Origin of the sequence: Mesorhizobium sp. M1399 (genome assembly GCF_040317735.1) — a bacterium.
Lineage (GTDB): Bacteria > Pseudomonadota > Alphaproteobacteria > Rhizobiales > Rhizobiaceae > Mesorhizobium.
In genome coordinates, this window is sequence record NZ_JAMYKZ010000002.1 from 392,993 (window position 1) to 412,629 (window position 19,637).

A 19,637-nucleotide genomic window follows, 5' to 3' on the forward strand; every position below is an offset into this window, starting at 1 on the left:
TCCGGGCATTGCGGCTGATTTGCGGGGGCCGGCCCAGAAACAAAATGCAGGTCGACTGAAGCATGGTAGATTTTGTTTCTGTTCTGAAAAAGACGCTCGACAATCTCGGCGAGCCGTCGGCGGAGGTGCGCGCCAGGGTCTACGACAAGGCTCGTTCGACGATTGCGAAGAAGATTGCCGAACGCGATCCACCACTTGCGCCGTCGGACGTCTCCAGGCAGAAGCGTGCACTCGAAGATGCCATCGCAAGCATTGAGCGAGAGTATGGCAAACCGGCGCCGGCATCCGATCCGCTGGCGGAGCTGGAGGACATCTTCTCCTCCATCGACCGCAACAAGAACCAGCCCAGCCATGTCCGCCAGCCGGCCAAAACCGAGCCGGCCAAGACCGAGCCGGCAAAGACCGGGCCGGCACAGACTGGGCCGGCATGGCAGCCCACGCCCGCCAAGCCGGCGTCGAACTGGCAAAAGCCGCAGCCCGTCGCTCTTTCTCAGGAGCGCGCTGGTTCGCCGCCGTCCGACATGGATCTTCCGACAGCCGATGACCAAGACGGGGTTTTTCGGGGCGATGACTTTTCCAACGACGGCGACCCCGCGGAGGACAGGTTCCAGCGGCTCCATCCTGCCGAGCGCAGGCGCAGCTATGGCGGTGTGATTGCCGCTGCCGTCGCCTTGCTGGTCATTGCCGGTGGCGGTTACGGCATGTGGCTGAACAAGGATGCGTTCGGCAGCATGCTCGGCCTCGACGGGACCAAAACCGTCGCCACCGAACCGCTGGTAAAGCCAGCCCCGGCCAAGCCGGTGGCCGATGCGGCCGTCCCGGCCGCCGCGCCTCCGACGGAGGCCGGCGAAGGCGCGAAGTTCACGCAGCGCCTGACGCCCGAAGGCCACGAGGTCGATCCCGGCCCCGCGGCCGGGCAGGCGGGCATCGGCGAAGGCGAATCCGTCGCCGCGCTGACCACGCCGCCGTCGGCCGCACAAACGCCGACCAGCCCGGTACCCGCCGCGCCGGCACCGGCCGCGCCCGCAGACGCGCAAGCCACGGCCAATGCTCCAGCAGTCGACGGGTCCGCTGCACCAACTCCCGCAACGCCGCCCGCCAACGGGGCGGCAGCGCCGGCCGATGCTGCAGCTGTCCCGCCAGCGCCTGCAGCGGCCGCCACACCGCCCGTGGCGGCAGCGGCACCGACGGTAGTTCCGCCGGAAGCCGCGCTGGCCGTCGGCCAGAAAGCGATCTTCTACGAGGAGCGCACCAGCACCGCTCAAGGCTCGGCCGAGCCCGGCAATATCGTCTGGTCACTGGTGCAGGAATCGCCCGGCGGCGACCTGCCGCCCGAGCCGGCGATCCGCGCCGAGGCGACCATTCCAGGCAAGGATATCCAGTTGCGCATGACGATCCGTCGCAACACCGACCAGACACTGCCGGCCAGCCATATCATCGAGATGATCTTCCTGACGCCTGACGGCTTCGAGGGCGGCGGCGTCGACAACATCCTGCGTGTCGCCATGAAGGGCTCCGAGCAGGATGCCGGCAGCCCGCTGATCGGCATCCCGGCCAAGATCGCCGACGGTTTCTTCCTGGTTGCGCTCAACGATACCAAGGCAGATGAAGACGCCAATCTGACCTTGCTCAGGGGCCAGGACTGGATCGACGTGCCGGTCGTCTACAAGACCGGGCGGCGGGCGCTGCTCACGATGGAAAAGGGCATTCCGGGCGAGAAGGTGTTCGACGAGGCGCTGAAGGCCTGGCAAACCAAGACGGCGGGTTGAGGCCGGCTCACCAGCCCAACCCCTCTTTGGCTCAGAAGCCTTGGAACAACATGTCGATTGCGCTCACGATGTCGTCGTGATGGCGAGAAAGATTTCCTTCGGCAATGGGCAATTCAGATGTCATCAAGGCTGACATGAATTGAGTGACCATGACATGGTCCTTACCGTTGATGGTGAAGATAGGATTTAGCCGGCGGCCCGGCACTGGAGCCTTATTGGCTGGCATCAGCGGGACGACTACCTTGGTGTCGAGCCGTCCCAGAAGGTCGGACTGGAGATCGAGAAGATAACCGTCGCCTTCGGCAGTCTGGTAGAAATCATAACGCGCCATCAAAACAGCCGGTGCTTGGCCAGAGGCAAGCCGTTGCGCCTGACGTAGTCATTGGAACTCTCGATCGCTTCCTTGTTTTCCTCCTGCCATCGCCGGGTTTTTTCGGCCGAAATCGCCTTGGCGATACCCTCTTCTGCAGCGCGGGATATATTGATGCCCAACGCCTTGGCGTCCTCGATCAATCCGGAGTCGATCGATGTATTAACCGACTTTCTTTGGGTTTTTGGATTCGATCGAGGCATGGAGCCGCTCCCATTTATGCGCATAATGTAGGCGCATATGAGCGTGCATTCAACCTCTCACCCCTCCATCTCTTCGCGCAGCATCTCGAGTTCCAGCCATTCCTCTTCGAGCGCTTCCAGCGTGGCGCGCTCCTTGTCGAGCGCGGCAATCGTCTTCTGGAACGACGCCGGGTCGCGCTCATAATAGGCCGGATCGGCGATGTTGTTCTCCAGCCGCGAGATCGAGGCCGACACCGCCTCGATCTTCTTGGGTAAGGTTTCCAGCGCGAATTTCTGCTTGAACGACAGTTTCTTGGCCAGGCCCCTGCTAGCGGCCGCTTCGCTCCTGCTTGCCGCCGTCGCCTCGCCGGTCTCTGCCTTCGGCCGCGCCTTGCGGTCGTCCAGCCTGGTGCCGCCGCGCTGCGCCAGCATATCGGAATAGCCGCCGGCATATTCGATCCAGCGGCCGTCGCCATCCGGCGCGATGATGCTGGTCACCGTGCGGTCGAGGAAATCGCGATCGTGGCTGACCAGGATCACCGTGCCGGCAAAGCCGGCGACCAGTTCCTGCAGCAGCTCCAGCGTCTCCATGTCGAGATCGTTGGTCGGCTCGTCGAGCACAAGCAGGTTTGCCGGCCGCGCCAAAACGCGGGCGAGGATCAGCCGTGCCCGCTCGCCGCCCGAAAGCTCGCGCACCGGCGTGCGCGCCTGTTCCGGCTTGAACAGGAAGTCCTTCATGTAGGACACGACGTGGCGCTGCTCGCCATTGATGACAAGGTTCTCGCCGCGTCCGTCGGTGAGATACTGCGCCAGTGTCTCCTGCGGATCGACGGCCTCGCGCTTCTGGTCGAGCGTGGCGATCTCCAGGTTGGTGCCGAGCCGCACCGTGCCTGCGTCCGGCTTCAATTCGCCGGTCAGCATCTTCAATAGCGTCGTCTTGCCGGCGCCGTTCGGCCCGACCAGACCGACGCGATCGCCGCGCTGGATGCGTGTCGAGAATCCCTTGACCAGGGTCAGATCGCCAAAGCTCTTCTCGATGTTCTTGGCCTCAATCACCAGCTTGCCGGATTCGGCGGCGTCGCTGGCTGTCATCGTCGCCGCACCCTCGGCGCCACGATGACCGCGAAAGCGCTGGCGCATGGTCTGCAACTCACCGAGCCGGCGCATGTTGCGCTTGCGCCTTGCCGTCACGCCATAGCGCAGCCAGTGCTCCTCGCGCACGATCTGGCGGCCGAGCTTGTGCTGCTCGCGCTCTTCCTCCTCCAACACCGTGTCGCGCCATTCCTCGAAATAGGCAAAGCCCTTATCGAGACGGCGGGTCTGGCCGCGGTCGAGCCAAATTGTGGCGCGTGACACGCGTTCGAGAAAACGGCGGTCATGCGAGATGACGACCAGGGCCGAGGAGGTGCGGGCAAGCTCCTCCTCCAGCCATTCGATAACCGAAAGGTCAAGATGATTGGTCGGTTCATCGAGGAGAAGAATGTCGGGCTCGGGCGCCATGACGCGGGCGAGTGCCGCGCGCCGCGCCTCGCCCCCGGAGAGGTCGTTCGGCCGTTCCTCGCCGGTCAGGCCGAGATGCTCTATCAGATAGGTGGCGCGGTAGGGATCATCGGCGGGCCCGAGCCCCGCCTCGACATAGGCGCGAACGGTCGCAAAACCGTCCATGTCGGGCATTTGCGGCAAATAGCGCACCGTCGCCGAAGGCTGGCGGAAGACTTCGCCGTCCTGCGGTTCGATCAGCCCGGCAGCGATCTTGAGGAGCGTCGACTTGCCAGAGCCGTTGCGCCCGACCAGGGCGATCTTGTCGCCAGCTGACGCCGTCAGGGCGGCACCGTCGAGCAGCGGCGCGCCGCCAAAGGTCAGCTTTATCCCGTCGAGATTGAGAAGCGGCGGCGCCATGTCAGCTTTCAGGTAGGGGAAAAGGATGCGCGAGCAGCAGCGCGCGGCCGCTGGCCAGCGCGATTTCCAGCCGGCCCTTGACCTCGTTGGAAATGGTCAGCGACGAGCCGAAGGCAACCTCGACATGGGCGAGCGGCCATTTGGCGCCGGTGACTGTCAGGCCGGCGAGATCCGAAAAGCCGAGCACCGAAAACAGCGTACCGTCGACATAATCGAAGCCAGTCTTTCCAGGCAGCAAAGGAATACCTTCCTGTGCGCCGCTGGTCAAAAGCACTTCCGTTCCGCCTTCCGCCAGCCGGACGCTGAGCGCCAAATGCAGGAAGATGTGGTCGGTGCGTTTGCCGCCGAAGGCGCCTGCGAGCACAAGGCTGGTCGCACCGCGTTCGAGCGCGGCGGCGATAGCGAGTTCACCGTCGGTCTTGTCCTTTTCGGCGGGAAACACCTGCCGTGGCACAGCGGCCAGATCCTCCGGCAAATCGGCAGGCACGGAATCGAAATCGCCGACCCAGAGTTCCGGCATCAGGCCCAGCATAAGGGCATGGCCGATACCGGCATCGGCAGCGATGACGCGGGAGCCTTCGACCTGGCGGTCGAGCAGCGGCGTGCGGATGAGATCGCCGCCAAGCAGGATGGTGAATGTGCTCATATCTCGTGGCCCTTACCAGCCCTGCCCCGGAAACGGAAGATGAAACGGCAGATGAAACAGGACGCCGCGCTTTGGATGCCCGGCAAACTTCCGCTTGCGCAGCACTTCGGCCGGGCCTATGTGTCGAAACGCTCTAACGGGGTGCCGGACGCGATCTTCGCGGACCGGCTGAGAGGCAAGACTGCCAACCCGCTGAACCTGATCCGGTTTGTACCGGCGGAGGGATTAGACGTTTCGGACAGCCCGACGCCTCAATTCCTTTCAACGCGAACGAAGGAGGCGCCGATGCGCAGTTTTTTCCACTCTCTTGCCTCGATTATCCTGCTTGCGGCATCCGCGCTTGCCCTACCGGGGCAGGCATCGGCACAGGATAAGCTGACCGTCTATACCTATGAAAGCTTCACCGCCGATTGGGGTCCGGGACCGGCGGTGAAGAAGGCCTTCGAGGCCGAGTGCACCTGCGTCGTCGAATTCGTCTCGGTCGCCGACGGCGTGGCACTGCTCAACCGTGTGAAGCTGGAAGGGGCCGCGACCAAGGCCGATATCGTGCTTGGCCTCGATACCAATTTGACGGCGGACGCCAAGGCAACCGGCCTGTTTTCGCCGCATGGCGCCGTGACGGACGTCAGTGTGCCGGGTGGCTGGAGCGACGATATCTTCGTGCCGTTCGACTATGGCTATTTCGCTATCGTCTACGATAGCGAAAAACTGAAGAGCCCGCCGAAGAGCCTCAGGGAATTGGTCGAGGGCGATGCCGGCGACAAGATCGTCATCCAGGATCCGCGCACCTCGACGCCGGGCCTTGGCCTGCTGTTGTGGGTCAAGTCGGTCTATGGCGACAAGGCTCCGGAAGCCTGGGCCAAACTCAAGGCAAAGGTGCTGACGGTGACGCCGGGCTGGAGCGAGGCCTACGGCCTGTTCACCAAGGGTGAGGCGCCGATGGTGCTGTCCTATACCACTTCGCCAGCCTACCACATGGTTGCCGAAAACACCTCGCGCTACCAGGCGGCGTCCTTCGAGGAAGGCGAATATCTGCAGATCGAGGTCGCTGGGATCACCACCAAGGGCGCGAAGAACCCGCTGGCGGAAAAGTTCATCGCCTTCATGACCGGGCCGAAATTCCAGGATCTCATTCCCGAAACCAACTGGATGTTCCCGGCCGGCAAGACCGACAAGCCGCTCAATCCGGCGTTCGACAAGCTCGTCAAACCGACCAAAACCTTGCTGTTCAGCTCGGAAGAGGTCGCCGCAAATCGCAAGGCCTGGGTCGACGAGTGGCTGGCGGTGATGAGCAAGTAGCTCGGATTGAAAGATGATCGCCCTACGGCGCCCCCCTCTGTCCTGCCGGACATCTCCCCCACAAGGAGGGAAATTGGCCGTCATGCCGGCTTTCGCCAATCTCCGACATTGCCGGAATGAGCGGAGCGCTGAACCTGCCAATCTCTCCCCATGTGGGGGAGATGTCCGGCAGGACAGAGGGGCGCGCGAAGGAACGCAATCCTCGCTAAGAATCTCGAATCTGGTGGTCTAGCGTGCAACGCGCGCCATCATCGGATACCCGCGTCGCTGCCGGTATCGTCGCGCTCGCCGCCATCGCGCTGCTGATCGGCGGGGCATTCGCCGGGCTCGTCGTCGAAGCCATGCGCGACCTGTCGGGCGCCGCCTCCGCCTTTGATTCCTATCTCCTCCGTGTTGCCCGCTTCACGCTCTGGCAGGCTCTGTTGTCGACCCTGCTCTCCGTCGCACCGGCGCTGTTCGTCGCGCGCGCGCTGTCGCGGCATCCACAGTTTTTCGGGCGAGGCTTTGTCCTGCAGCTTTTCGCCGTGCCGCTGGCGCTGCCGGCCATTGTTGCCGCACTCGGTGTCTTGGCACTCTATGGCCGCGCCGGGTATTTCGCCGGCTTGCTCGGTGCGATTGGCGGCCAGAACTGGCCCGGCATCTATGGCCTATCGGGTATTCTCGTCGCCCACGTCTTTTTCAACCTGCCGCTGGCAACGCGACTGTTCCTGGAAGCGTTGCAGACGGTGCCGGCTAACCAATGGCGGCTGGCGAGCCAGCTTGGCATGGGTGCTGCGCCGGCCTTCCGGCTGATCGAATGGCCGGCGTTGCGTGCGGCCCTGCCGGGCGTTGCCGGGCTCGTTTTCATGCTGTGCATCACCTCCTTCACCATCGTGCTTACGCTCGGCGGCGGGCCGCGCGCGACGACGCTGGAGGTTGCCATATACCAGGCGCTGCGTTTCGACTTCGACCCGGCGCGGGCGGTGACGCTGACCTTGTTGCAGATTGCCCTGACCTTCGTCGTCGTGCTGGCACTAACGCGGCTTGGCGCCAATATGACCGGCGACGCCAATCTGCCGGTAGCCCCGCGCCGGTATTTTTCAGCCGGTGCGGCCGAGACCGTGCTGAACGCACTGGTGATCGGGCTGGCACTGCTGTTTGTCGCCGGACCGATGGCGGCTACGCTGTCGGCCGGGCTTGGCGCCGATCTCGGCCGCCTGGCCGGCGAGAGCGCGGTGCGGCAAGCGACGGCGACCAGTGCCGTGCTCTCCCTCCTGTCGGCGCTGCTCTCCTTGGCGTTGTCGCTGTCGCTGGTTATGGCGCGCCGGGCGCTGGCGCTCACCCGGCGGACCGGCAGGCGGACGCTGCTCGAACACCTGGCCGACACCGGTGCGGGGTTCGTCCTGGTGGTGCCGCCCATCGTCATCGGTGCCGGCTGGTTCCTGCTCCTGCGCAGCGTCAGCGATGTCTTTGCGATCGCCCCTGTCATGGTGGTTGTGGTCAATGCGGTGATGGCGATGCCGTTCGCCATCCGCGCCATCCGCCCCGCCTATGACGCGGCGAGCGAACGCCACGAACGGCTCTGTGCACAGCTTGGCATCTCGGGCTGGAACCGGTTGCGTCTGGTCGACTGGCCGTCGCTGCGGCGGCCGCTCGCCACCGGCTTCGCCTTCGCCATGGCGCTGTCGCTCGGTGATCTCGGCGTCATTGCGCTGTTCGGCAGCGATTCCGTGCAGACATTGCCCTATCTGTTGCTGGCGCGCATGGGCAGCTACCGCACCGAGGATGCGGCCGGCCTGGCGCTGCTGCTCGGCCTTGTCTGCCTGGCGCTTGTGCTGACCGCGGACTGGCTGGGAAGGAGGGAGAAATCATGATGCCGATCAGCCCGGAACGGTCGATTTCGGTCGAAAAAGGCGCGGCCGTGCGGCTCGATAATGTCTCGTTCAGCTATGGTGAAACGCCGCTTATATTCGATGTCGATTTCCCGGCGTCGGAAATCACCGCCATCATGGGGCCGAGCGGTTCGGGAAAGTCGACGCTGCTCAATCTGGTGGCCGGTTTCGAGGCGCCGCGGTCAGGCCGCGTGCTCATCGGCGGCGCCGACGTCAGCACTGCGCCGCCATCAGCGCGGCCGGTATCGATGGTGTTCCAGGAAAACAACCTGTTTGCCCATCTGTCCCTCGAGCAGAATGTCGGGCTCGGCCGCTCGCCTTCGCTCATGCTGAGCGAGGCTGACCGCGCCGCAATCGCCGCAGCGCTGAAGCGCGTCGGCCTTGCCGGCAAGGAAAGCCGGCTGCCGCGCGAACTCTCCGGCGGTGAGCGGCAGCGCGTCGCGCTCGCTCGGGTCCTGGTGCGCGACCGGCCGGTGTTGTTGCTCGACGAGCCGTTCGCTTCGCTCGGACCGGCACTGCGCGACGACATGCTCGACCTGGTCGCCGACGTCCATTCGGAGCAGCGCATGACGGTGCTATTCGTCACGCACCAGCCGGACGATGCGCGCCGTATCGGGCAAAACATGGTTTTCCTGGATGGTGGCACGGTTGCCGCGACGGGCACTGCGGCCGATTTTTTCGTCGGGGCTGGACCGGAGGCATTCCGACGCTATATCGGCTCGGGTCCGTTTGCGGCTGGATCACGAGATGTTGCCCGGAAGCGGACATAATTTATGGTCAAACCGGCGGAAGGCGAAGCGGCGCTTGCTTGCCATGGTCGAGGTAGTGTGGCTAGGTCCGCCAGGAGCTGGTCCGGCTTAGACCGTGATTTGCCCTTGCTGCCTCGTATCTGTCGGACGCCGTAGCACTTGATTTTGCGCGTGATGCTTTCCGGAAATCGCGCCCGATTTTCGCGGTCACGTGCCAGGACTTGAAAGGAAGCCGATCTGCCGACCGGCATCGACAATCGGAGGGTGAAACCGCTGGCGCGCTTTCTGGCGCTGGCCGGTCTTGCCGTGGCGCTGGCAAGCTGCCAGATGTTCACGCCTCCCGACGTGCAGGAATCAGGCTTTCAGCCCTCAGACAAGCCGATCACGGTCGACAACGTCGCCGCCAACGGCAAGCTCGCCCAACTGGCGAAGGCGCAGCACCCGCGCATCCTCGCCACCTATGGCGGAGAATATTCCGACCCCAAGCTCGAGCGCATGGTGGCCAAGATCGTCGGCAGACTGACCGTAGTGTCGGCCAACCCGACCCAGACCTACCGCATCACCATCCTCAACTCGCCCAACGTCAATGCCTTCGCGCTGCCGGGCGGCTATCTCTACATCACCCGGGGCCTGCTTGCCTTGGCCAACGATTCAGCCGAGCTTGCCGCCGTCATTGCGCATGAAATGGGCCATGTTACGGCCAATCACGGCCTGCAGCGCCAGCAGCTGGAAGCCGAAGAGGGGTTGGCGACCAAGGTCGTTTCGGATGTGCTCGGCGACAACCCGACGGCCAAGGCGGCGCTGATCCGCGGCAAGCTGAGGCTGGCCCAGTTCTCGCGCAATCAGGAGCTGGAGGCCGACGCCATCGGCATCAAATCGATCGGCGAAGCCGGTTTCGATCCCTACGCTGCCGGCCGCTTCTTGCAGTCGATGTCGGCCTATACCGATTTCCGCTCGATCAGCGGCGCCACCGACGCCAGCCTCGACTTCCTGGCGACGCACCCCAACACGCCGCAGCGTATCGACCTCGCGCAGCGCCACGCCCGCCAGTTCGGCGCGCCCGGTGTCGGGTCGCGCGATCGCGATTCATTCCTTTCCGGCGTAGACGGGCTGCTTTACGGCGACACACCGGAGGAAGGCTATGTGCGCGGCGAAACTTTCCTGCATCCTGGCCTCGGCGTGTCGTTCTCGGTGCCCAACGGCTTCATCATCGACAATTCGGCAGCGGCGGTGACGGCGACAGGCCCGGGCGACATCGCCATCCGCTTCGACGGCGTTTCGATCGACAAGGGCCGCTCGCTGACCGACTACATCCGCAGCGGCTGGGTTGCCGGCCTCGACGACAGCAGCGTGCGCCAGGAGACGATCAACGGCAACGAAGCGGCAACCGCGCATGCCGGCGCCGATGGCTGGCAATTCGATATTGCGGTGATCCGCGCCGGCGGCCAGGTCTACCGCTTGCTGACCGCGGCGCCTTCGGCCAGCACCTCGCTGAGCACGGTGGCGCGCTCGGTCAGCGGCTCGTTCCGCATCCTGAGTGCTGCCGAGAAGGCGGCGTTGAAGCCGCTGCGTATCCGCATCGTCACGGTGCAGCCCGGCCAGACAATGGGCTCCCTGGCCGCACAGATGGTCGGCGTCGACCGCAAGCTGGATTTGTTCAGGGTGCTCAACGCGCTGTCGCCGGGCGCCGCCGTTTCGGCCGGCGACAAGGTCAAGATCGTCACCGACAAGTAATCGCGACGCTGCTTGTGTAAGGGCCAGAGCCTGAATACCGTGGCAAGCTGCGCGCCATGCAACGAGGCGGTTTTGTACACTTTCTTCAATTTCATGATGAAAACGCTGGTCGCTAAAGCGGAGCGCAGCAGGTTTCCAAGGTTCTTTGTGGTGGTCTGCTACCTGCTTTCGATTTCACTGGCGGTAGGCCTGACATATGTCAAACAGCATCAACCGGGCAGCGGGCAAGAAATAATCAGCCAGGACGTGGCACGTTAGGCTGCGAGAAATTCCGGGTTCTGCTTCACCAAAGCTGCCTTGAGCTTTTCCATGGCGCGCGCCTCGATCTGCCGGACACGTTCCTTGGAGATGCCGAGCGTCTCGCCGAGCGCTTCGAGCGTCGCGCCCTCGTCGCTCAGCCGGCGCTCCTCGATAATCCTGAGTTCTCGCGCATTGAGCGCGCCGAGCGCCGTCTTCAGCCAGACAGAGCGGCGTTCGACATCGATCGTGTCGCCGACGACCTCGTCGGGCAGCGGGTCATCCGAAACCAGGAACTCCATCCGCTCGGTTGCGCCCGCATCGTCGGCAAGCGGCGTGTTGAGCGAGCTGTCGGGTGCCGAAAGGCGGGAATCCATCATCGCCACATCGGCCTCGGAAACGCCGAGAGCCGCCGACACTTCGCGGTAAAGCGTGGCATTCGACGTCTGCTCGGCGCCGTTTGCCAGGCGGGCGCGCAGGCGCCGCAGGTTGAAGAACAGCGCCTTTTGCGCGGAGCTGGTGCCGCCGCGCACGATCGACCAGTTGCGCAGGATATAATCCTGCATCGAGGCGCGGATCCACCATGTCGCATAGGTCGAGAACCGCACCTCGCGCTCGGGCTCGAAACGGGCCGCGGCCTCCAGCAGCCCGACATGGCCTTCCTGGATCAGGTCGCCCAGGGGAAGGCCGTAGTGGCGGAACCGCGATGCCATGGAAATAACCAGCCGCATATGGGCGACGGTGATGCGGTGCAGCGCGTGCTGGTCATTGTTCTCCTTCCAGCGCAGCGCCAGGAGATGCTCTTCGTCGCGCTCCAGGTAAGGGGCTTTCATCGCCGCGCGAACCATGGTCCGTCCTGCACTGTCTTGCATCATGCCGCGCTCCTGCTTCACGCGTTGCGGTGCGATCGCTGAATCGTGAGTTGGCGCCGATGGTTGAAATGGCGGCGCCGCGCCCTACAACAGCCAAGAACGTGCGATGCGGGGGAATGTTCCCCCGGACTGTCATGCCGATTGCGCTGTTCCAGGCGATTCGCCATCGGCCTTGACTCAGCCGGGTGCCGCCGGGAGGTGTTGGTTGAGAATGGGATTTCAAGGGCGCGAGATTTTTGAAATTTAGTTTCTTATTTTGGCATCGCGCATCTGTCATTTTCCGGCACTCGCAACGACGCCGGACATCGGCCAAGGACGGGATCACAGAAAAATGAAATGGCTCAAATCGCTCATTATCGCCGGAACGCTGCAGGTTCTGGCAATCGCCGCCGGTCATGCCGGCGCCAATCTCGACCAGATCAAGCAGTCCGGCGTCTTCAAGGTCGGCACGGAAGGAACCTATGCGCCCTTCACCTATCATGATGCTTCCGGCGCGCTGGTCGGCTTCGACGTCGAGATCGCCCGGGCCATCGCCGAGCGCCTCGGCGTCAAAGCCCAGTTCCTCGAAGGCAAATGGGACGGGCTGATCGCCGGTCTCGACGCCAACCGCTACGATGCCGTCATCAACGAGGTCGGCATCACCGAGGCGCGCAAGGCCAAATATGATTTCTCCGATCCTTACATCGCCTCCAAGGCGGTGCTGATCGTGCGCGGCGACAACACCGACATCAAGGGTTTCGCCGATCTCAAGGGCAAGAAGGCGGCGCAGTCGCTGACCTCGAATTTCGGCAAGCTGGCTGAAACCAATGGCGCCGAGCTCGTCGGCACCGACGGCTTCGACCAGTCGATCCAGCTTCTTCTCACCGGCCGCGCCGACGCCACCATCAACGACAGCCTGTCCTTCCTCGACTTCAAGAAGCACAAGCCCGACGCCAATGTGAAGATTGCCGCGCAGGAAGAAAACGCCGACTATTCCGGCGTCATCGTGCGCAAGGGCGATCCGGAACTGGTGGCCGCCATCAATAAGGCGCTGGCCGACATCAAGGCCGACGGTACCTACCAGAAAATCGCCGATACCTATTTCGGCCAGGACGTTTCGAAGTAAACGGCTTTTCTCGCGTGGGCCGAATGCCGGCCCGCGTCGTTCATGTCGCGGCGAGCTGTCTTTGACGGCCCGCCGCTTTCGCGTGATATGAGCGACGGCAATCTGGCAAGGAGGAGGCTTCGTGCCGCACTGGCTGCAATTGATGCTGGAATCCCTGCCTACGCTGCTGTGGGCTGCACTGATCTTCACCGTGCCGTTGACGCTGCTGTCGTTTGCATTCGGTCTTGTCCTCGGTCTGGTCGTGGCGCTTGTCCGGCTGTTCGGTCCCAAACCGCTGGTCGCCGTGGTCCGGTTCTACGTCTGGATCTTCCGCGGCACGCCGCTTCTCGTGCAACTGTTCCTTATCTTCTACGGCCTGCCATCGGTCGGCATCCTGCTCGACGCCTTTCCGGCAGCACTGATCGGCTTTACCTTGAACATCGGCGCATATTCGTCGGAAATCATCCGCGCCGTCATTGGTTCGGTGCCGAAGGGCCAGTGGGAAGCGGCCTATTCGATCGGCATGACCTGGGCCCAGGCAATGCGGCGCACCATTCTTCCACAGGCGGGGCGCGTCGCCGTGCCGCCGCTGTCCAACACCTTCATCTCGCTGGTCAAGGATACATCGCTCGCCGCCGCCATTACCGTGCCCGAGATGTTCCAGGCGGCGCAGCGCATTGTCGCCACCACCTATGAGCCGCTGATCCTCTATGTCGAGGCAGCGGCTCTGTACCTGGTCATGAGCTCCGTGCTGTCGGCCTTGCAGGCCCGATTGGAAACGCGGCTTAACCGCTATGGTGGCTTCCTGGAGGCGCGTGCATGATCGGCCTCACCAACATCGAAAAGCGTTTCGGCGACAATTTGGTGCTGAAGGGTGTGACCGTCACTATCGAGGAAGGCAGTGTCACCGCGCTTGTCGGGCCATCGGGCGGCGGGAAAAGTACGCTTTTGCGCTGCATCAACCTGCTCGAACTGCCGACTTCAGGCACGGTGCGGATCGGCGACGATGCACTCGAATTCCACCCCGGCGGCAGGGTCTCGACCAGGGATATCCAGCGGCTGCGGCTGCAGACCGGCATGGTGTTCCAGAATTTCCAGCTGTTTCCGCATCGCACCGCGATCGAGAACATCATGGAGGGGCTGGTGACGGTGCTTAAATGGCCCAAGGAAAGGGCGCGCGAACGGGCGCTCGCCCTGCTCGAAAAGGTCGGCATGGCGCACAAGGCCGACGCCTGGCCGGCGACGCTGTCAGGCGGCCAGCAGCAGCGCGTGGCGATTGCCCGGGCGCTGGCGCCGTCGCCGAAAGTGCTGCTCTGCGACGAACCGACCTCGGCACTCGATCCGGAACTGGCGCAAGAGGTGGTCGACGTGCTCGGCAAGCTCGCCAGCGAGGGCACGACCATGGTGATGGCGACGCATGATCTGAGGCTCGCCTCCAAGATCGCGCGGGAAGTGGTGTTCCTCGATGCCGGCAACATCGTCGAACAAGGGCCGGCCGCGGTGCTGTTCAGCAACCCGGAGCGCCAGCGGACCAAGCGGTTCATCGCCACGCTGAAGCAGGAGGCGGAAAGGGAGGGCGGTGTCGAAGGTTAGATATGCATTCGCCGATCCCAAAAATAAAAACCCGGCGCGAGGCCGGGCTTTTCTGAATTCGAAGGCGAAAAGGCTCAGGCGGCCTCTTCCTGCTCGGCTTCCTCGTTGTCGGCCTTGGCGCCGCGCTTCGGGCCCTTGTTGAGGTTCACCTCGATAAGGCGCACCGCTTCGGTCTCCGACATGCGGTTGACGGCCGCGATCTCGCGGGCCATGCGGTCGAGGGCCGCCTCGTAGAGCTGGCGCTCGGAATAGGACTGCTCCGGCTGGTTGTCAGCGCGATAGAGGTCGCGCACCACTTCCGAGATCGAGATCAGATCGCCGGAGTTGATCTTGGCATCATATTCCTGGGCGCGGCGCGACCACATGGTGCGCTTGACGCGGGCCCGGCCCTGCACGACCTTCAGCGCGCGCTCGACATAATCCTCTTCCGACAGCTTGCGCATGCCGATCGAGGTCGCCTTGGCGACTGGCACCTTGAGGCGCATCTTGTCCTTCTGGAAGTCGATGACGAACAGTTCCAGCTTGTGGCCCGCGACTTCCTGCTCATCGATCGAGACGATCTGGCCGACACCATGCGCCGGATAGACGATGTACTCGCCGGTCTTGAAACCGTGGCGCGCTGCGGTGGACTTCTTCTGCGGGGTGATCGTTGCCATTACGCCCTGAACTCCTTGTTGTGGTACCGGCATCGTGCCGGCCCGAACTCGTGCGACCGGGGTGACCGGTCCTTAGCCACACAACGATGAACTCACCGGAAGGCCAGGACCGGCAAATCGCAACATTGCGACCGCCTGCCCCAGATCGCTCTGGTCCGGATTGAGAAATTCACCTTTCAGTGATTTGGGGCGTTTGCGCCATAAATCGACGTTGTGTCACCGGCATGTTGGGCTGATATAACACAAAAAGTCGGAAGAATCAAGGTTTTGCTGCACGCGCGAAGGCCATGCGCCATCGCCGCCTGTCAAGGCAGTTAATATATCACGTCTGTTACGCCGCGTCAGGCTGCCGCAATCAGCGCTCTCGTTAATCGCCTTCGCCGGGCTCCGGGGAGAAATATTTCTCGAATTTGCCAGCTTCCCCGTCGAAGGATTTGGCGTCGGCCGGGGGCTCCTTCTTGGCGGTGATGTTGGGCCATTTATCGGCATATTCGGTGTTGATCTGCAGCCATTTGTCGAGGCCCGACTCGGTGTCGGGCTTGATCGCGTCGGCCGGGCATTCCGGTTCGCAGACGCCGCAGTCGATGCACTCGTCCGGGTGGATGACGAGCATGTTCTCACCTTCGTAGAAACAGTCGACCGGACAGACCTCGATGCAGTCCATGTATTTGCATTTTATGCAATTGTCGGTCACGACATAGGTCATTGGTCGGCTCCGGGACGTCCCATTTTGTTGGGCTTTTTTGGTGAGGTAACGCCTTTGTCCCCCGCTGGCAAGGGCAGCCCTTGCCAGTGGTGCCGGGGTTTCCGGAATGGAATTCCAGAGGCCCGGCAAAGCGGAAGTTCGACCTTGCTCAATCGTCGCCGAGCAGGTGGTCGGTCTGGCGGCGTTCCTTCTTCGTCGGGCGACCGCTGCCGGCCTCGCGCAACGGCGGCACCGCATCCGGAAGCGCCTCGCCCTTGGGCGCGGGGGGCGGCGACATGTCCTCGTAAAGCAGGCGGGCTTCTTCGGCCGGGCCGCGCCGTGCGCCGGTGCCAAGGACTTTCCAGACGAAGATCCGCCGCTCGAGCGTGATGGTCAAAACGTCACCCGGCCGGACCGTATCGGATGCCTGCGCTGCTTTGTCGCGATTGATGCGGACGCGTCCGGTGACGACCAGCTTGGCTGCCAGCGTGCGTGATTTTACCGCGCGCGAGAAGAACAGCCACTTGTCGATGCGCTGGCGGGCATCAGTGACCATCGGACGAACAGCTTACTTCTTCAGCTGGTCGCGCAACGCGGCGAGCTTGGCGAAGGGCGAGTCCGGATCGAAGCGGACCGGGCGTTCCTCACGCGGCTTTGGCTGGAAGGCGGGCTTTGCGCCTTGGGCGCCGCCTTTGCCGTCCTGCCGTCCAGCCTTCCAGTCGGGCCGGTTTTCGCGCCGGTCGAGGCGTTCGCCTTGCGGCTTGCCGGCGCGCCGCTCTGCCGCCTCGCCTTGCGGCTTGGGCTTGAACTTGCTGCGGTCGAAGCGTGGCTTGCCGGCGCCGTCGCGCTGATCGTGGCGCCCTTGACGGGCGGGCCGGTCGCCCGGCGTCGGTTGCCCGCCGGCATCTACCGGCGCATCGCTGCGGCCGTCCGGCGCAGCTTGACCATTGCGCGGGCGACTGTCCCGATGATTGTCCCGGGGGCGGTTGTCATGCTGGCGATGACGCGGGCGCTGGTCGAAACGACCCTGCCGCCACAACAGCACAGGTTTTGGCTCCTCGGCTTCTGGGGCAGCTTCGCCGGCGACGGCTTCCGCCGTTGCTGCAGGTTCGGCCGGCGATGCTTCCATAGTGTCGGAAACCGGCGGCTCTGCCGGTGCCGTAGCCTCAGTTTCCGCCCCAAGTTCCGTCCTTGGCTCAGCCGCTGGTTCTGCAGCCGCTTCGGCGGCGGGCTGGGTCTCTTGCGTGACTTCTGCCGCAGCTTCAGGGGCTGGAGCTTCCGGCTGGTCTTCCGCGACAGGCTCTGCCGCCGCTTCGGTCACGGCTTCGGCCGCCTCCGCAACAGGAGCCGCATCCGACACAGGCTCCGAAGCCTCCGCCGAAACCTCCGCCGGCGGCTCTGCCGCGGCAGCTGCTTCCGCCATCCTCGCCTGCTCGGCTCGCGTTGCCTCTTCCGCCGCCTGCTTTGCAGCGGCCGCTTCACGCGCGGCATTGTCCTGTGCTTCGAGCCGCGCCTTGACCTCGGCCGCCGGCTTGGCATCGGCGCGATAGCCGAGCCCCTTCAGGATTTCTTCCATGTCGTCGGCGGTGGCGCCGAGGATCGACATCATCGGCGGCGTCACCATGAAGGACTGACCGTCATAGGCGCCGTCGGGGCGAGGTCCGAGGCCCGGCTTCCAGTTGGTCGCCGGCCGGATCAGGTCGGCCAGCCGTTCGAGAATATCGACGCGTACAGCACGCCGGCCAAGATTGCGGTAGCCCGCCAGCTTGTAGAAGGTCTTGTCGAAGGTTGGATCGATGACCACCGAGGTGCGGCCGGAGGCCAGTGCGTGAACGACATCGCCGAAGCCGGGCTTGTCCTTGCCGTCGTTTCTCAGCGCCCACAGCATCGTTATCAACCCGGCCGGCGCCGGCTTGATCAGCGCCGGCACGAAGACATGGTAGGCGCCGAAGCGCACGCCGAGACGGCGAAGCGCCGCGCGGCCCTCCTGGTCGAGCGACTTCATCTCGTCGGCGATGTCGCGACGGTTGATGAGGCCGAAATGCTCGACGAGCTGGAAAGCGATGCCGCGGCCGATGCCGGTGATCTGCTCGGCATTCTTGAGATCGACCAGCGGCTTCAGCAGGGATTCGATCTGGAAATTGACGAAGCGCTCGGCGCGCGCCGCAACCTTGTCGCGGGCCGGGCCGGTGAGTTGCTCGTCGGCGAGCAGAACGAGACGCGGCTTCAAAGCGTCTTCGCCAGCGACCAGCGTGCCGATCGGCGCGCCGATCCAGCGCAGCGTGCCATCCGAACCCAGCGCGATGTCGCCATTGGCCGAGGCGCCGAAGCGTTCGGCACGCGCCTCGAACTCGGCGGCAAGCGCCTTCTGCGCCGCCGCCCGCACCGCCTTGGCGTCCTCGCCGCCGGCGCTCTGGTCGGCGGTGAAGCGGAAACCCTGCAACTCGCCGACGTGATGGCCTTCGACGAGGACGGTTCCGGTTGGGCTGATTTCGGCTTCAGGCATCGTGTTTTCTCTAAGGCGCCGCATGAGGACGGAAGTCCTGCGGTCTACAAAACGTTTCGTCAACCGCTCATGCAGCGCATCCGACAGTCTGTCTTCGATTTCGCGCGTCTTTTCCTGCCAGTGTGCCCGATCGGCCAGCCAGCCGGGCCGGTTGGAAACGAAGGTCCATGTGCGGATCTGGGCAATCCTGTGCGATAGCGTGTCGATATCGCCTTCAGTGGTGTCGGCCCGGCGCACCTGCTCGGCCATGTAGTTCTCGTCGACATGGCCGTGCCTGGCAAGGTCCATGTAGATGGAGGCGATCAAGTCGGCGTGCTGGGCCGGCGCGATCTTCCTGTAGTCGGGCAGCGCGCAGGCTTCCCACAGCAGCGCCACCCGCCTGGCGTCGGTGGTGAGTGCCCGGATGTCCTCGTCGCGCGACAGATGCTCGAGCGCCTGCGCGTCCACGGCCGGCAGTGCGCGCGTCAGGCCTTCGACCGGGGCGTTGGTCTCGATCGAGCGCTTCAGCGCATCGAGGTTGGCGAAATCGAAATGCGCGGTACGCCACTGCAGCACTTTCACCGGATCGAAATCATGCGCCTCGATCTTCTTGACCAATTCCTCATCCAGCGGATCGACCTGGCCGGTGACGCCGAAGGTGCCGTCGCGCAGATGCCGGCCGGCACGGCCGGCAATCTGGCCGAGCTCGGCCGCGGTCAGGTTGCGGTACTGGTAGCCGTCGAATTTGCGATTCTGGGCGAAGGCGACGTGGTCGAGGTCGAGGTTGAGGCCCATGCCGATGGCGTCGGTGGCGACGAGGTAGTCGACATCGCCCGACTGGAACAGCGCCACCTGGGCGTTGCGGGTGCGCGGGCTGAGCGCGCCGAGCACGACGGCGGCACCGCCCTGCTGGCGGCGGATCAGCTCGGCGATGGCATAGACCTCGTCGGCCGAGAAGGCGACGATCGCGGTGCGCCGCGGCAGGCGGGTCAGCTTCTTCGAGCCGGCATAGGCAAGATGCGACAGCCGTGGCCGGGTCACCACCGACACGCCCCGCAGCAGGCGCTGCAGAATGCCGTGCATGGTGGCCGCACCCAGCAGCAGCGTCTCCTGGCGGCCGCGCAGATGCAGGATGCGATCGGTGAAGATGTGGCCGCGTTCGAGATCGCCAGCGAGCTGGACCTCGTCGATGGCAACGAAGGCGGCGTCGGTCTCGCGCGGCATCGCTTCCACCGTGCAGACCGAGTATTTCGCGCCCGCCGGCTGGATCTTTTCCTCGCCGGTGATGAGCGCAACCTTATGGGCGCCGACCTTCTCGCAGACGCGCGTATAGACCTCGCGGGCAAGCAGCCTGAGCGGTAGGCCGATGACGCCGCTCTCATGCGCCACCATGCGTTCGATGGCGAGATGGGTCTTGCCGGTATTGGTCGGGCCGAGCACGGCCGTTACGTCTCGACCCGACAGGATCAGCGGTTCAGTGTGTTTCGGATGGATGTTCATCGGCCT

Annotated in this window: 18 protein-coding genes and 1 riboswitch; of the genes, 9 read left to right on the forward strand and 9 right to left on the reverse strand. The window is 64.1% G+C overall.

What is annotated here, in order from left to right; translation table 11 throughout:
- Window positions 1-62 precede the first annotated feature (62 nt).
- Window positions 63-1,769: a hypothetical protein gene (locus NKH05_RS04405; protein WP_353025070.1), complete on the forward strand. Its 1,707-nt coding sequence runs from the start codon at window positions 63-65 to the stop codon at window positions 1,767-1,769.
- Window positions 1,770-1,800: 31 nt separating this feature from the next.
- Here NKH05_RS04405 and NKH05_RS04410 read toward each other — a convergent pair whose 3' ends face one another.
- The 4 genes from NKH05_RS04410 to NKH05_RS04425 are packed head-to-tail and all read right to left on the reverse strand — an operon-like array spanning window position 1,801 to window position 4,866.
- Window positions 1,801-2,100: a CcdB family protein gene (locus NKH05_RS04410; protein WP_352480906.1), complete on the reverse strand. Its 300-nt coding sequence runs from the start codon at window positions 2,098-2,100 to the stop codon at window positions 1,801-1,803.
- Window positions 2,100-2,342, reverse strand: coding sequence for a type II toxin-antitoxin system CcdA family antitoxin (locus tag NKH05_RS04415; protein ID WP_352480905.1), 243 nt, complete (start codon window positions 2,340-2,342; stop codon window positions 2,100-2,102). Before NKH05_RS04415 ends, NKH05_RS04410 begins: the two co-directional genes overlap by 1 nt.
- A 57-nt stretch (window positions 2,343-2,399) precedes the next feature.
- The gene (locus tag NKH05_RS04420) at window positions 2,400-4,220 is read right to left on the reverse strand and encodes an ABC-F family ATP-binding cassette domain-containing protein (protein ID WP_352788741.1); all 1,821 of its coding nucleotides are present in this window, start codon (window positions 4,218-4,220) and stop codon (window positions 2,400-2,402) included.
- Window position 4,221: 1 nt separating this feature from the next.
- On the reverse strand, window positions 4,222-4,866 hold the full coding sequence (locus tag NKH05_RS04425; RefSeq protein ID WP_023721026.1) for a thiamine diphosphokinase: 645 nt from the start codon (window positions 4,864-4,866) through the stop codon (window positions 4,222-4,224).
- A gap of 127 nt (window positions 4,867-4,993) precedes the next feature.
- Window positions 4,994-5,108, forward strand: a riboswitch (TPP riboswitch).
- Window positions 5,109-5,151: 43 nt separating this feature from the next.
- On the opposite strand from NKH05_RS04425, the gene thiB reads away from it, so the two are divergent.
- The 5 genes from thiB to NKH05_RS04450 all read left to right on the forward strand — a co-directional run bounded on the left by thiB (window position 5,152) and on the right by NKH05_RS04450 (window position 10,777).
- Window positions 5,152-6,165, forward strand: coding sequence for a thiamine ABC transporter substrate binding subunit (gene thiB / locus NKH05_RS04430; protein ID WP_352480903.1), 1,014 nt, complete (start codon window positions 5,152-5,154; stop codon window positions 6,163-6,165).
- A gap of 233 nt (window positions 6,166-6,398) precedes the next feature.
- Window positions 6,399-8,018, forward strand: a complete 1,620-nt coding sequence (thiP, locus tag NKH05_RS04435) for a thiamine/thiamine pyrophosphate ABC transporter permease (RefSeq protein ID WP_352480902.1) — start codon at window positions 6,399-6,401, stop codon at window positions 8,016-8,018.
- Complete coding sequence (thiQ, locus tag NKH05_RS04440) at window positions 8,015-8,806, forward strand: thiamine ABC transporter ATP-binding protein (RefSeq protein WP_023721024.1); 792 nt, start codon at window positions 8,015-8,017, stop codon at window positions 8,804-8,806. Before thiP ends, thiQ begins: the two co-directional genes overlap by 4 nt.
- A 243-nt stretch (window positions 8,807-9,049) precedes the next feature.
- Complete coding sequence (locus tag NKH05_RS04445; RefSeq protein ID WP_023721023.1) at window positions 9,050-10,519, forward strand: M48 family metalloprotease; 1,470 nt, start codon at window positions 9,050-9,052, stop codon at window positions 10,517-10,519.
- A 72-nt stretch (window positions 10,520-10,591) separates the two neighbouring features.
- The gene (locus NKH05_RS04450; protein WP_352480900.1) at window positions 10,592-10,777 is read left to right on the forward strand and encodes a hypothetical protein; all 186 of its coding nucleotides are present in this window, start codon (window positions 10,592-10,594) and stop codon (window positions 10,775-10,777) included.
- Here the strand turns inward: NKH05_RS04450 and NKH05_RS04455 are convergent.
- On the reverse strand, window positions 10,774-11,631 hold the full coding sequence (locus tag NKH05_RS04455) for an RNA polymerase factor sigma-32 (protein WP_031194549.1): 858 nt from the start codon (window positions 11,629-11,631) through the stop codon (window positions 10,774-10,776). The two genes, NKH05_RS04450 and NKH05_RS04455, sit on opposite strands and share 4 nt — an antisense overlap.
- Window positions 11,632-11,959: 328 nt before the next feature.
- Between NKH05_RS04455 and NKH05_RS04460 the strand changes: the two genes are divergently transcribed.
- The 3 genes from NKH05_RS04460 to NKH05_RS04470 all read left to right on the forward strand — a co-directional run bounded on the left by NKH05_RS04460 (window position 11,960) and on the right by NKH05_RS04470 (window position 14,305).
- Window positions 11,960-12,733, forward strand: a complete 774-nt coding sequence (locus tag NKH05_RS04460; protein WP_023721021.1) for an amino acid ABC transporter substrate-binding protein — start codon at window positions 11,960-11,962, stop codon at window positions 12,731-12,733.
- Between the two features lie 121 nt (window positions 12,734-12,854).
- Entirely contained in the window at window positions 12,855-13,535 is a 681-nt protein-coding gene (locus NKH05_RS04465) for an ABC transporter permease subunit (RefSeq protein ID WP_023721020.1), read from the forward strand.
- Complete coding sequence (locus tag NKH05_RS04470; protein ID WP_352588268.1) at window positions 13,532-14,305, forward strand: amino acid ABC transporter ATP-binding protein; 774 nt, start codon at window positions 13,532-13,534, stop codon at window positions 14,303-14,305. Before NKH05_RS04465 ends, NKH05_RS04470 begins: the two co-directional genes overlap by 4 nt.
- Window positions 14,306-14,379: 74 nt before the next feature.
- On the opposite strand, the gene NKH05_RS04475 is transcribed toward NKH05_RS04470, so the two are convergent.
- The 4 genes from NKH05_RS04475 to NKH05_RS04490 form a co-directional block, all read right to left on the reverse strand.
- Window positions 14,380-14,961 carry a CarD family transcriptional regulator gene (locus NKH05_RS04475; protein ID WP_006327799.1) on the reverse strand — a complete coding sequence of 194 codons (582 nt, stop codon included), beginning with the start codon at window positions 14,959-14,961 and terminating at the stop codon, window positions 14,380-14,382.
- A 367-nt stretch (window positions 14,962-15,328) separates the two neighbouring features.
- Window positions 15,329-15,667, reverse strand: a complete 339-nt coding sequence (gene fdxA, locus NKH05_RS04480) for a ferredoxin FdxA (RefSeq protein ID WP_023721018.1) — start codon at window positions 15,665-15,667, stop codon at window positions 15,329-15,331.
- A gap of 148 nt (window positions 15,668-15,815) precedes the next feature.
- Window positions 15,816-16,202 (reverse strand): RNA-binding S4 domain-containing protein, encoded by a 387-nt coding sequence (locus NKH05_RS04485; protein WP_023721017.1) that lies wholly within the window; start codon window positions 16,200-16,202, stop codon window positions 15,816-15,818.
- Between the two features lie 12 nt (window positions 16,203-16,214).
- The gene (locus NKH05_RS04490) at window positions 16,215-19,631 is read right to left on the reverse strand and encodes a helicase-related protein (protein WP_353025072.1); all 3,417 of its coding nucleotides are present in this window, start codon (window positions 19,629-19,631) and stop codon (window positions 16,215-16,217) included.
- Window positions 19,632-19,637: the final 6 nt, after the last annotated feature.

Bases quoted from the DNA above. Each gene is read 5' to 3' on its own strand.
- thiQ (WP_023721024.1), top strand. From the start codon at position 8,015: ATGATGCCGATCAGCCCGGAACGGTCGATTTCGGTCGAAAAAGGCGCG.
- NKH05_RS04460 (WP_023721021.1), top strand. From the start codon at position 11,960: ATGAAATGGCTCAAATCGCTCATTATCGCCGGAACGCTGCAGGTTCTG.
- thiB (WP_352480903.1), top strand. From the start codon at position 5,152: ATGCGCAGTTTTTTCCACTCTCTTGCCTCGATTATCCTGCTTGCGGCA.
- NKH05_RS04470 (WP_352588268.1), top strand. From the start codon at position 13,532: ATGATCGGCCTCACCAACATCGAAAAGCGTTTCGGCGACAATTTGGTG.
- NKH05_RS04485 (WP_023721017.1), bottom strand. From the start codon at position 16,202: ATGGTCACTGATGCCCGCCAGCGCATCGACAAGTGGCTGTTCTTCTCG.
- NKH05_RS04490 (WP_353025072.1), bottom strand. From the start codon at position 19,631: ATGAACATCCATCCGAAACACACTGAACCGCTGATCCTGTCGGGTCGA.
- NKH05_RS04475 (WP_006327799.1), bottom strand. From the start codon at position 14,961: ATGGCAACGATCACCCCGCAGAAGAAGTCCACCGCAGCGCGCCACGGT.
- fdxA (WP_023721018.1), bottom strand. From the start codon at position 15,667: ATGACCTATGTCGTGACCGACAATTGCATAAAATGCAAATACATGGAC.
- NKH05_RS04425 (WP_023721026.1), bottom strand. From the start codon at position 4,866: ATGAGCACATTCACCATCCTGCTTGGCGGCGATCTCATCCGCACGCCG.
- NKH05_RS04420 (WP_352788741.1), bottom strand. From the start codon at position 4,220: ATGGCGCCGCCGCTTCTCAATCTCGACGGGATAAAGCTGACCTTTGGC.
- NKH05_RS04405 (WP_353025070.1), top strand. From the start codon at position 63: ATGGTAGATTTTGTTTCTGTTCTGAAAAAGACGCTCGACAATCTCGGC.
- NKH05_RS04415 (WP_352480905.1), bottom strand. From the start codon at position 2,342: ATGCCTCGATCGAATCCAAAAACCCAAAGAAAGTCGGTTAATACATCG.
- NKH05_RS04410 (WP_352480906.1), bottom strand. From the start codon at position 2,100: ATGGCGCGTTATGATTTCTACCAGACTGCCGAAGGCGACGGTTATCTT.
- NKH05_RS04455 (WP_031194549.1), bottom strand. From the start codon at position 11,631: ATGATGCAAGACAGTGCAGGACGGACCATGGTTCGCGCGGCGATGAAA.